A 13106-nucleotide genomic window follows, 5' to 3' on the forward strand; every position below is an offset into this window, starting at 1 on the left:
TATTAATATAAAGTTTTAATTATTATTAATTTTTTACAAATTATTTATATTATACATATTTAACATAAATTTAATTGACAAAATTTAAAATTTAGAATATATTTGATTTAAATAAATTAATATTAAATTAAAGGGGAGTAGTTGAAATATAACATCAACATTCGCGGTTAATATTAACCTGGTGTTATAACCTTTTAGGTAACGAGACTTTTAATATAACTTTAAAAAATTTTTTAAAGTTATATTAAAAGTCTTTTTTATTCTTTAGATAAAATTATAAAAAACAAATTTTGTGGACAAATTATATTAAGATTTACTTTAGAAATATGGCTTAAATAATAAAAAGTACATTTTTTTGGCTTATTTTTTCACATATACTTTTAAACGAAATATATGTGAAAAAATTTACAAATTCAAAATCATCTTGGTTGATTTTTTATTCTTTAAGCATTTCAAATAAAAAATTGAGCAAAATATAAAATATATAATAATATTTATTATGTTTTGGTTAATTGCTAATTAATTTAAAAGGAGATTGTATTATATGAAAAAATATTTTTGTAAGAGCTGTGAAGATAGTCTAAAAGATTTCAATGTAACTTTAAATGGACTTACAGATGCTCAAGTCAAAACCCAATTAGAAAAATATGGCGAAAATATTTTAACTGAAAAAAAGAAAAAAAGTATTTATTCCGTATTTTTAGATCAGTTTAAGGATTTATTAGTAATTATTCTAATTGCAGCTGCTATTATTTCCATAGCTACTGGAAATATAGAAAGTACAATAGTTATTCTAGTAGTTATAATTATGAATGCTATTTTAGGTACTGTCCAATATGTAAAAGCCGAGCAATCCTTAAATAGTTTAAAAGCTCTTTCCTCACCTACAGCTAAAGTAATTAGAAACTCCACTAAGGTTGAGGTTGCATCTAAAGATGTAGTTCCTGGTGATATTTTGTTATTAGAAGCTGGTGATCTTGTCGTTGCAGATGGTAGAGTTTTAGAAAATTTCTCATTAAAAGTTAATGAAAGCTCTTTAACCGGTGAATCTGAAAGTGTAGATAAACACGCTGAAACTATTAATCAAGATGAAGTAGCTTTAGGTGATCAAAAAAATATGGTTTTTTCAAGTTCATTAGTTACTTATGGAAGAGCTACTGTACTTGTAACTAATACAGGAATGAATAGTGAATTAGGTAAAATTGCAACTCTAATGGAAGAAACTCAAGAGAAAAAGACTCCTCTTCAAGTTTCATTAGATGATTTTTCTAAAAAACTAGCTATAGGAGTAATAATAATTTGTGCTGTTGTATTAGGACTAAATGTTTATAGAGGAAATACTATTTTAGATTCTTTAATGTTTGCTGTTGCACTTGCTGTCGCTGCTATTCCAGAAGCTTTAAGTTCTATTGTAACTATTGTTCTTGCTATAGGAACACAAAAAATGTCTAAAGAACATGCAATAATCAAAAAACTTAGAGCTGTAGAAGGTCTTGGATGTGTTTCTGTAATTTGTTCTGATAAAACTGGTACTTTAACTCAAAATAAAATGACTGTTAAAAGTATTTTTACAGATGATAACTTAATTTCATCTGATAATATTGATTTAAATTCTTCTCTCACTAAATTCCTTATAAATAGTTCTGTATTATGTAATGATTCTACAGCTATAGATGGTAAAGAATTAGGTGATCCAACAGAAGTTGCTTTGATTAATCTTGCACATAATCATGATATTGATGAAATTTCTTATAGAAATACTTATCCTAGATTAAGTGAAATACCTTTTGACTCAGATAGAAAATTAATGAGTACACTTCATAGTATAGATAATGATTATGTTATGATTACTAAAGGTGCTATTGATGTACTATTAGAAAGAACTTCGTTAATAGAAACTTCTACTGGTATAAAAACATTTACTAATGAAGATAAGAAAAAAATAAATGAAGTAAATCATCAACTTTCTTCTAATGGATTAAGAGTATTAGCTTTTGGTTATAAAAAATTAAATGCTAAAAAAGATTTATCTTTAGATGATGAAAAAGATTTTACATTCATAGGTTTAATTTCAATGATAGATCCACCTAGAGAAGAATCTAAAGACGCTGTTGGAGATTGTATTAAAGCTTCAATAAAACCTGTAATGATTACAGGTGATCATAAAATTACTGCTTCGGCTATTGCTAAAGAAATAGGAATTTTAAGAGATGGTGATATAGCTGTTGAGGGACTTGAACTTGATAAAATGTCTGATTCACAATTACTTGAAAAATTAGAACGTATTTCAGTATACGCTAGAGTATCACCAGAACATAAAATAAGAATAGTTAAAGCATGGCAAAGTAAAGATAAAATCGTTGCTATGACTGGTGATGGAGTAAATGATGCACCTGCATTAAAACAAGCTAACATAGGTATTGCAATGGGTATAACTGGAACTGAAGTTTCTAAAGATGCTGCCTCTATGATTTTAACTGATGATAACTTTGCTACAATAGTTAAATCTATAAGTAATGGTAGAAATATTTATTCTAATATTAAAAATTCTATTAGATTTTTACTATCTGGAAATACTTCTGGAATACTTGCTGTTTTATATTCGTCTTTAATGGCCTTACCTGTACCATTTGCTGCTGTTCATTTATTATTTATAAATCTATTAACAGATAGTTTACCTGCTATTGCTATAGGTATGGAAAAATCAACAAAAGATGTTTTACATGATAAACCTAGAGATGTTAAAGAATCAATATTAACTAAAAGTTTTATTAAAAGCATATTAATTGAAGGTTTATTAATAGCTATATTTACTATGACTTCTTATCATATAGGATTATATAATGGCCCTGTTGGAACTGCAAGTACTATGGCATTTTCAACCTTATGTTTAGCAAGATTATTTCATGGATTTAATTGCCGTGGTAGAAAATCTATTTTCTCATTGGGCGTTTTTAATAATAAATTTAGTTGGATTGCATTTATAACCGGTTTAGTTCTATTAAATGCTGTTTTATTTATCCCTGGCTTACAATCTTTATTTGAAGTAACTCCACTTAGTGGATCAAATGTTTCATATATATATTTATTTGCTTTTGCTCCTACTTTGATAATACAAATATTTAAAGTTATTAGAGATATGGAAGATAAAAAAAATAATTATAACTCAACATCTACTGATGAAAATTTAAGTTCAAAAAAACATGTTGCTTAATATAAAATAATCTTTCGATTAAAATCTAATATTATTAGAAGTATCAAATTTATTTTAAGATACATGAAATAAAACAATAGTTAAAATATACGAACATATTGGTACATGATTTTTTGAATGTGCCTAAAGAGTTAATTAAGAATGTTTTCTTCTTTAACTCTTTTTTTTTATATAGTATACTTAATAAATAATTATTTAAAAGTATATGTTTTAGGCAAATGAAAGAAAATAATAACTTAAAATAAAAAATAATGCTAACTTATTATTTTTTAATATGCCTTAGTAATTAACATTATTAAATTTATAATTAAATGATTTAAATTTACTAAAGGAGGTTCTATGTATAAAATACTTGAAAAGGCTCAACTTACTCATGAGTTAGATAAAAAAGAAATATTAGATTTATTAAAAAATGATGATATAAATGAAGAATTATTCAAAGCTGCTAATACTGTACATGAAAAATATTTAGGAAATACTGTGCATCTAAGAGGCTTAATTGAATTTACGAATATTTGTAAAAGAAATTGCATGTATTGTGGTCTAAGAAAAGATAATAAGAATCTTAAAAGATATAGATTAACCAAAGAAGAAATATTAGAATTTGCAAAAAAAGCTGTATCTTATGGCTATAAAACTTTAGTTCTTCAGGGTGGAGAAGATGACTTTTTTACTAAGGAACGTATGGTAGAAATAGTTAAGGAAATTAAGAAGTTAGATGTAGCATTAACATTGAGCTTAGGCGAAAAAACTTATGAAGAATATAAAGCTTTTAAGGAAGCTGGAGCTGATAGATATCTTCTACGTATCGAAACTACAGATAAAAAACTATATGAAGATATGGATCCATTAATGAGTCATGAAGAAAGATTAAACTGCCTAAAAAATTTAGGTGAATTAGGATATGAAGTTGGAAGTGGTGTTCTAGTAGGACTTCCTAATCAAACTTTAGAATCTTTAGCTGATGATATATTATTTTTTAAAAAAATAAATGCCGATATGATTGGAATTGGTCCGTTTATACCTAATGATGATACTCCTTTAAAAGATTGTGAAGGTGGAAAGTTTACACTTGCTTTAAAAGTAATGGCTATAACTAGATTATTACTTCCTGATATAAATATTCCTGCAACTACTGCTATGGAATCTTTAAATAAAAATGGACGTTTAATTGCACTTCAAAGTGGTGCTAATGTCGTTATGCCAAATGTTACTGAAGGAGAATATAGAAAACTTTATGCTTTATATCCAGGCAAAATTTGTACTGGAGATACTCCTGCTCATTGTAGAGGATGCATCACTGGTAAAATTACATCCATAGGATTAAAAGTTTCAGATGGATATGGTTTTAGAGGAAATTTAAATAATAATTTTCATGATAAATTGATATAAAGATTTTAAAGGAATGTCTCAAAAAAGTACAAATTTGAGACATCCTTTTTATTATTCAAGAATATTTTTAAACCCTTTACCTAGCACTTCTGTTGTTTCATTTACGGTGATAAAAGCTGCTTGGTCATGCAATCTCATAAACTTTTTTAATTTAATAAATTGCGTTCTACTTAATATGGTTAAAATTATACAATGTTGTTTTTGAGTATATCCACCTTTTCCATAAAAAACAGTACATCCTCTCTCAACATCTTTTGTTATATAATTTACTACAAGTTCTTCTTGTTCTGTAAATATCATAACTTGTTTGCATAAATTAAATCCATCTATAAATTTGTCGACTAAATTTCCAGTTAAATATACACTTAATAATCCAAATAATCCTAGCTCAATACCAAATGTATACATAGCCAATAATATTACTATAGAATCTGATATCAAAAGACCTTTTCCAAAATCTATATGACAATATTTATTTAATATTTTAGCTGTTATGCTAGTTCCTCCTGTAGTTGCATTTTGAGTAAACATTATTGCCGTGCCCATTGCCAAAAGTACACTACCGAATATTGTGGCAAGAACTAAATTATTTGTTAGTGCCATAGGTTTAATGTTCTTTTCTATTGCTGATAATATTATTGATAACCCAAAGGCTGCATACATACTTTTAATTCCAAAACTACCTCCAATAAGAACAAAAGCTAAAATAAATAAAATTATATTACATACTATCATTATTATTCCTGGTTCAATCCCTAGTATATTATGTATTACTAAAGCAAGACCAGATACTCCACCACAAGCTATATTATTAGGAAAGAAGAAGAATTCAAATCCTAAAATAATAATAATTATTCCTATTGTTATTATAAAGTATTCTTTTAATATTTTTTTCATCATTCCCCTCCTCTAATAATTTTTTATTATTCTTTCTATAATATATAAGTCTCAATAAATTTTGTTCATTAATATAACTCTTAAAACATTTATGAATAATATGACTATAAGTATAGTACAGAACTTATATAAAAAGTTCATGATTATAATTAACCTCTATAATTTATTCATATAATTCACATATATAACTCATAAATTTTAAATATATAAATAAATTTTTAGTCACTAATTTTATCATAATAAATAAAATTCTTATCAAATAAACTTAATGGTATTTTAAATTCAGGTATGCCAGCTACATATGGAGCTATATCATATAATTGATAATATATAATTAAATCTTTCCCTTTTACATAAAAATTCTGATTTTCTCCAATCCCCTTAAATTCACTACCAGAATCAAAGTATTTATCTGGTTCACTTTTTATTTGTTTTGTTATTTCTTTATTGATTATATATTTGTAATCGTAATTCGAAGTAAATATATCTTTTAAATTTAATAAAACTTCTTTATTTTTATCTATAGTATAAGAAGTTCTAGTTGTCATGCCATGAGCTCCACCTAAAAATTCATAGTAATCATTATAAAAACTTAATATATTATCATTATTTTTTGTAATACTAGGTTTAGATACAATTTCATACGGAAAACTTGGCTGAACCCCTTTAATATTTTCAAAATATTCTTTTGAAACTTTTTCAGCTTCTTGAACTTTAGGAATTATATCATCACTTATTTTTTTATTTATTAAATTTATTTTATTCGAGTCTTTTCCACCTTTAAGTTCTAAAATCGTAATATCTTCTTTTAAATAACTGAAATTTTTCCCTATAGACTTTTCCACAACTTCCACTATATTTCCCTTATTTAATTCAAAACTTGTCAACATATGCTGTGGATAAATTCCTGATAAAATTAATGGAAGTAATAATGTTATTATAATATTTGAAAATAGAGACATCTGCTTCCTCCTCCTCTTTTATTCAACAATACTATTTTTATCAAATATTCACAAAATACACATGTAACTTTTTGTATATTAAATAACTTTATAACATCTTATCCACAGGCACCTGTGGATAATGTTGATAAGTGAAATTTTTTCCATTTATGAATATAATATATAAAAATTAATCTCTAGCACTCTTTTACTTTGTAAATATAAATACTACTTAACCCCCTAACAAATAATATGGTTGTTAATTTAATATAAAATTAACAACCATATTATTATGTTTGTTGATAGAAACATATTATGTTAAAATCTTTTTATACTATTTATATAATAAATAATTAAATAAATGGTATATAAAGTATATCAAAGAAAATACTAACTTAAACTCATAATTACAGGAGGATACTATATTGAAAATTTCAAATAAACTTTTCACTAAAAATACTCTTTTAATATTTATAATTTGTATTTTAATTTTAGGAAGTGGAGGATATTTAACATATAAAAAATTATCTTCTCATAATGCTTCAACTATACAAAATACAACTACTGATAATGATAATATCAGTGATTCTAATACTTCAATAAATAATGATAATAATACTCCTTCATCTGATAAGTCTGAGCAAGAAAACCAAGCACCTGAAAAAAATATTAATCTAATTAATGAAAATATAGGAGTACCTGTACTCTATTATCACTCTGTTCAGCAAACTGAGGATAATGAAGTAACTATTTCTCCACAAAAATTAAGGAATGAACTTAAATATATAAAAGATTCAGGTTATACAACAATAACAATGCATGAATTACAAGATCATTTATTAAATAATTCTCCAATTCCTGAAAAGAGCATAGTTATAACCTTTGATGATGGTTATATGAATAATTACACTAACGCTTTTCCAATATTAAAAGATTTAGGTATGAAGGCTACTATTTTTTGTATTACATTTAAATTAGATGGGCAATATTATCTTTCCGAACATGCAATAAAAGAAATGTCTAACTACGGTATAGATATTGAAAGTCATACTGCTGGTCATCCTGATCTTTCTACTATGACATATGAACAACAGTTATCGGAATTTAAGGAATCTAAAGAAACTTTAGAAGCAATAACTGGAAAACCTGTTACAACAGTTGCTTATCCTTATGGTAATTATAATGCTGATAGTATGAAAGCTGCAAAAGATGCTGGCTTCAATTTAGGATTTACAACCAAATTAGGTCTTGCTGATAGAGATGATAATCCATTTTCACTTGATAGAATTTATGTAAATTCTAATTATACAATGGATACATTTAAAAATTTATTATCAAATACAAAAAAATAAGTTTAAATAGTATGATATTAATCTATTTTAAAATACAAGAAGCAAAAAAGTGAGTTATTTTTAATAACTCACTTTTAATATACACTATGCTTTAAGTAAATGTTGCGATTATAAAATTTATTCATATAAGTTTGTACTTAATTTATGTTGATTTCCACCATTATTTATTAATATTGAAATATTATTTTCATTGGCAAACTTACTCGTTTCTTTTAATGTTCCATATTCTAGTGTTTTCCCACTTATTGTTATAAACATTTTATCCTGTTGTGGTATCATATTATTTTCAAATGCATTTTCTAAAATTTCTTTTATTGCTATATCAACATTTTTATTTAAAAGATTAGTTTCAACAATAAGTTTTTTTCCTTTATCAGTTGGAGAATATGCATAAATTACTTTGTCCAAAAAATTAGCCTCCAATTTTATTGTTGAAGTTGTATTTATAATTACAGTAGATTTAACTTTACTGTAATAATTATATAATCCTAATCCCAGAAATATTAATATAAATGCCATAATAGAAATATGTACTCTATAATGCTTTAAAGTTCTTTTTTCCTGTCCACTAGCTTCTTCTCCAACTCTTATCTCCCTATTAGTTTTTATTTTAATAAAATCTCCTGTGGACGTTAATATACATGAACTCCTTTTGAATGACTTTATTGCAATACCTCTATAAAGATTTGCTTTCTTTCTAACATTTATAGACTTAACAGCATTTTTTGTCTCCTCTATTCTAAAATAATCTTGTATACACTTATGCTCAGGATTTAAAAAAATTGTATAATATACTAATATATAATCTCTCCATTTTTTTAGAAATTCCTCTTTTATCTTAAGTTGCTTTGAAAGTTTACTTATTGGTAAATCTTTTTTCCTTTCTATTATTTCTCCCCACTCATTATCTTGAACTATATAATAAGATATATTTAAAATAATATTTTTTTGCTTCTCTGTAGGAGGATAATTTACCAAATCTTTAATTAGTATCTTATATAAAGATATTTCTTTCAAAAATAAATTAATTTGCTTATTTCTGTTTTCTTCTGCTCTATCTCCAATTAAAATCATACTTGGAATTGATGAAAAAGTATATTTACTACTATTAAACTTATTCATATTTATATAGTTCCTCCTAATTTATTCTTTTACATGAAAAATATCTATTTAAACATGCTTTTAAACTTTTTAATTAATCTTTAATATCAAAAATGTAACTTTTTCATATTATATTATTATATCATAGAAATTTATTCTATTACTAACATTGATTAACTTGATAATATCTTTAATCCAAGTTAATGAATAGTACTAAATTAAGAATAAATTTTTAATACTCTACCTAAAATTAATACTTTTTTTCTTAATATCTCCTAATTATATATATCTCTTTTTAATCATATATTACTTATAAATCAATATTTATGGAGATTATTATGCAAAAAAAAATAATATATGTAGATTTTGTAAACAAACGAAAAATAAGTTTTTTTAATTTTTTATTAAAACGCATATCATCTTATATACATCTTAAAATAAAGCTAATATCCATTCATAAAAGTTATGATATTGAAAATAATAAATATAGCAACATCAAATAAATATATGTAAAATTGATTACTATAATCTAAAATGATAAAATATAGATATATAAGTTTAAATAAAATTTATTCATTAATTAACTTATATAGAAATAACATTGAAAGGATATTGTATATGAGAATTGGACTTGGTTATGATGTGCACAAATTAGTCGAAAACAGAAAATTGATTTTAGGTGGAGTTGAAATTCCATATGAAAAAGGATTATTAGGACATTCTGATGCTGATGTATTGTTGCATGCTATAATGGATTCTTTATTAGGAGCATGTGCTTTAGGAGATATAGGTAAACATTTCCCAGATACAGATTCAAAATTCAGAGGAATTTCAAGTATCAAACTTCTAGAAGAAGTACGTAATTTAATTTCTATAAAAGATTATAATATAAATAATATAGATGCTACAATAATTGCTCAAAAACCTAAAATGAGTCCATATATAGACTCTATGAAAGAAAATATAGCAAACGCTTTAAAAATAGATATTGATAATATTAATATTAAAGCAACTACAGAAGAAGGGCTTGGATTCACTGGTAATGAACTTGGAATCTCTGCTCAAAGTATTTCATCTGTTATAAAAAAATAAACATATTTAAACATAGTCAAAATTTAAAACGTATAGCTTGATAATTTATAGTATATCGCCAGGCTATACGTTTACATTTTCACTGATAATAATTTATAATCCGATAATTAAAAAACTTCAGTTAATTTTTTTAATAAGATTCCCCTAAACTGTTCCCCTTTAATTTTGTCTTTTTCTCCATTTTTACAAATATTTTTCCATTCCTCTAAAGAAACTCCTATTTTATCCTCTATTTCTTCTTTTGTACTTGTGATTAAACTAGTTGATACAACAAAATCCCCTAATTCTTCAGGTGTTTTAAATACTCTCAAATATAAAAATCTAGTACTATCTCCACTCCAATTATTATTAAATTCTCTAATAAATTTTTTTACGTCCATTTCAATCTTACTTATTGGTACATTCCACATCTTTTTTAACTTCTCATAATCCCTTTTCATTTTTATTGCCATGTCTTTATTAATTCTTTTCAAATTTTCTCCATCTTTAATAATTGCTTCAACTGTTAAAGATGGTACATTTGTAAGTGACTTCCTATTACCATTTATCCAATAAAAAAATGCCTCTTGTAAAAATGAATATTGAAAGTATCCCAGTAAACTTTTTGCATTTGGTACATATCCCCAAACACTACTTACACCAGCAGTTTTATTGAATATAAGTGTATGGAAATAAAAACTTTTTTCTGTCGGTGGCTTTTGCATAAACATATGACCTCTTATCGTTGTGTTTTTACTTATAATATTTTCCCAAAACTTAAAAGAATTATATTTTTCTTGCATTAAAATCACCTTCCCTATTATACCCCTTAATTTTATTAATACTTTATACCTATATTATATAGTATGCTATACCTCATAAACAAATTGTTTATACTATTAAATTCTCTTATTTTTTTACTATATTTATCAATTTAGTTTATATAAGTAAAAAAAATGTACTTAATTAAAAATATTTTAATTAAGTACATTCTATATTAATAATTTATATAATATGGGATTGGTCAATTTTTATAATATCATTTATATCTTTATTATGCTGTTTTTTTAGCTGCTATATTATGAGAATTCCATGTAAATGATAAGAAGAATATTGCTAGTACAGATGAAATCATTAATAATATAAATCCTCCATCCCAGCTAAACTTATCTACAACAGCTCCCATAGCTACTTCGGCGGCTACTTGTCCGCCCATATATCCAAATAAACCTGTAAATCCTGCGGCTGTTCCTGCTGCCTTTTTAGGTACAAGGTCTAAAGCACTAACCCCTATTAACATAACTGGTCCATATATTAATGCACCAATTGATGCTAATGCACAATTTATTGCAAATGGGCTTGAACTCTTCCAATAAACAAATGTTGCAATTCCAACACCTATCATACATATAATTCCTATTGGTGCACGTCTTCCATGGAAGATATGATCACTAATCCAACCAACTATAATAGTTCCAGGGATTGCTGCATATTCAAACAAAGCAAATGCAACAGATGAATCTTTTGGATTAAAATTTCTAACTTCTTGTAAATATGTTGGAACCCAATTTATAACTCCATATCTAACTAAATAAACGAATACATTAGCAAATGCAATACACCATAATAATTTATTGTTTAATACATATTTAAATAATATTTCTTTACCTGTTAATTCAGCTTCAGCATCCTCAACTTGTTCATTAACTTCTGGATAATCATTCATATATTCTTCAATAGGTGGTAACCCAACTGATTGAGGAGTATCCTTTGCAAATATCATGTAAACTATTCCTCCAACAATTGCAATTATTGCTGGCAAATAGAATGTACCTTTCCAACTACCAAAAATAGATACACCAAGTAAAACTATAGTCGCTATAAATCCTCCTCCTACATTATGAGCAGTATTCCATATAGACATCTTAACTCCACGTTCACTATCTGAAAACCAATGTGTCATTATTCTACCACATGGTGGCCATCCCATTCCTTGGAACCAACCATTAAGCAACATTAATATAAACATAAATCCTATATTAGTAGCATTAGGTAAAAACAAATTAGTAACACCTGATAATATAAGACCTATTGCTAAGAAAAATCTCGGATTGGATCTATCTGACATATTTCCCATTACAAACTTACTTACTCCATAAGCTAGTCCAAGTGCAGAAGCAACAAAACCTACTTCTGTCTTTGTAAATCCTTGTTCAATAAAATATACTTTAGCTAATGAGAAATTACTTCTTACAAAATAATAAATAAGATAACCAACATATATACTTATAAATACCTGTATACGATATCTTTTATAGCTTGAAGCTATTTTTTCTTCAGGCATTCTCTCAATATGAGGTGCTGGTTTTAAAAAATTTAACATAAAAATCTCCTCCTAAAACGTTTACTTTAACTCCATTTACATATCCCAAATTTCTTTTTTTGTTGTAGATATACATGTTGCACCAAATTTTAATGCTGATACAACTTCTTCTTTATTCTCAATTAAACCACCTGTAATGATTGGTTTTTTAGAATTCTTTGATAGATTATTTATAACTTTAGGTAATAGTCCTGGTAAAATTTCTATTGCATCAACTCCTGATACAAAATGATTTTTAACATTTAAAAGCGACAATGTATCAAATACAAAAAATCTTTGAATAGCTATTAAATCATAAGCCTTAGCTATTTTTAATACGTGAGGTTTTGTACTAATAATTCCGTTAAATTTAGTCCTTTCTTTTATATAATTAATTACAACATCTCTATTCGAAACAAATCCATCGACTAAATCAATGTGGATTATACCCACCTTTCCCTGGTCATTTATTAAATCGCTTATCTTTTTAATGTTCATTATATCTCCAAATAATACAAATATTATTTTTACTGAAGACATTAAGGCTAAGTTTAACTCCTCTTCATTTTTTACTGAAGCTATAATTGGGTTCTTCTCTAATAACTCTAAAGCACTCATAAGCATACCCCCCGTGTATAACGTTTACTTTTTAGTTTTAAATAAAAAGTATATCTAACCTTGTATCTATAATACCAATGAATTTTTTCAAAAATTAATCTCAATTGTTTCAAAAATGTAACAATTTAATTGTTATAAAATCATACTATATAAAATAA

Annotated in this window: 10 protein-coding genes; 4 read left to right on the top strand and 6 right to left on the bottom strand. The window is 25.6% G+C overall.

Going from position 1 to position 13106, the window contains the following annotated elements:
- Positions 1-544: 544 nt before the first annotated feature.
- Complete coding sequence (locus tag ACYUET_RS12730; protein WP_460280155.1) at positions 545-3214, top strand: cation-translocating P-type ATPase; 2670 nt, start codon at positions 545-547, stop codon at positions 3212-3214.
- Between the two features lie 339 nt (positions 3215-3553).
- Positions 3554-4606: a [FeFe] hydrogenase H-cluster radical SAM maturase HydE gene (gene hydE / locus ACYUET_RS12735; protein ID WP_460280157.1), complete on the top strand. Its 1053-nt coding sequence runs from the start codon at positions 3554-3556 to the stop codon at positions 4604-4606.
- A 51-nt stretch (positions 4607-4657) separates the two neighbouring features.
- On the opposite strand, the gene ACYUET_RS12740 is transcribed toward hydE, so the two are convergent.
- Both ACYUET_RS12740 and ACYUET_RS12745 read right to left on the bottom strand, forming a co-directional pair.
- Positions 4658-5503: a YitT family protein gene (locus ACYUET_RS12740; protein ID WP_460280159.1), complete on the bottom strand. Its 846-nt coding sequence runs from the start codon at positions 5501-5503 to the stop codon at positions 4658-4660.
- A 218-nt stretch (positions 5504-5721) separates the two neighbouring features.
- Entirely contained in the window at positions 5722-6465 is a 744-nt protein-coding gene (locus ACYUET_RS12745) for a DUF3298 and DUF4163 domain-containing protein (protein ID WP_460280161.1), read from the bottom strand.
- A gap of 404 nt (positions 6466-6869) precedes the next feature.
- On the opposite strand from ACYUET_RS12745, the gene ACYUET_RS12750 reads away from it, so the two are divergent.
- Positions 6870-7796: a polysaccharide deacetylase family protein gene (locus ACYUET_RS12750; protein WP_460280163.1), complete on the top strand. Its 927-nt coding sequence runs from the start codon at positions 6870-6872 to the stop codon at positions 7794-7796.
- Positions 7797-7913: 117 nt separating this feature from the next.
- On the opposite strand, the gene ACYUET_RS12755 is transcribed toward ACYUET_RS12750, so the two are convergent.
- Complete coding sequence (locus ACYUET_RS12755) at positions 7914-8918, bottom strand: anti-sigma factor domain-containing protein (protein WP_460280165.1); 1005 nt, start codon at positions 8916-8918, stop codon at positions 7914-7916.
- 597 nt (positions 8919-9515) lie between these two features.
- On the opposite strand from ACYUET_RS12755, the gene ispF reads away from it, so the two are divergent.
- Positions 9516-9989 carry a 2-C-methyl-D-erythritol 2,4-cyclodiphosphate synthase gene (gene ispF / locus ACYUET_RS12760; RefSeq protein WP_460280167.1) on the top strand — a complete coding sequence of 158 codons (474 nt, stop codon included), beginning with the start codon at positions 9516-9518 and terminating at the stop codon, positions 9987-9989.
- 107 nt (positions 9990-10096) lie between these two features.
- Here the strand turns inward: ispF and ACYUET_RS12765 are convergent, their stop codons facing one another.
- The 3 genes from ACYUET_RS12765 to ACYUET_RS12775 form a co-directional block, all read right to left on the bottom strand.
- On the bottom strand, positions 10097-10693 hold the full coding sequence (locus tag ACYUET_RS12765; RefSeq protein WP_460280336.1) for a hypothetical protein: 597 nt from the start codon (positions 10691-10693) through the stop codon (positions 10097-10099).
- A gap of 329 nt (positions 10694-11022) precedes the next feature.
- Complete coding sequence (gene pgtP, locus ACYUET_RS12770) at positions 11023-12351, bottom strand: phosphoglycerate transporter protein PgtP (RefSeq protein ID WP_460280169.1); 1329 nt, start codon at positions 12349-12351, stop codon at positions 11023-11025.
- Between the two features lie 36 nt (positions 12352-12387).
- Positions 12388-12948, bottom strand: a complete 561-nt coding sequence (locus tag ACYUET_RS12775) for a glycerol-3-phosphate responsive antiterminator (protein ID WP_460280171.1) — start codon at positions 12946-12948, stop codon at positions 12388-12390.
- Between the last annotated feature and the right edge of the window lie 158 nt (positions 12949-13106).

This window comes from Clostridium sp. CTA-5, assembly GCF_054768135.1.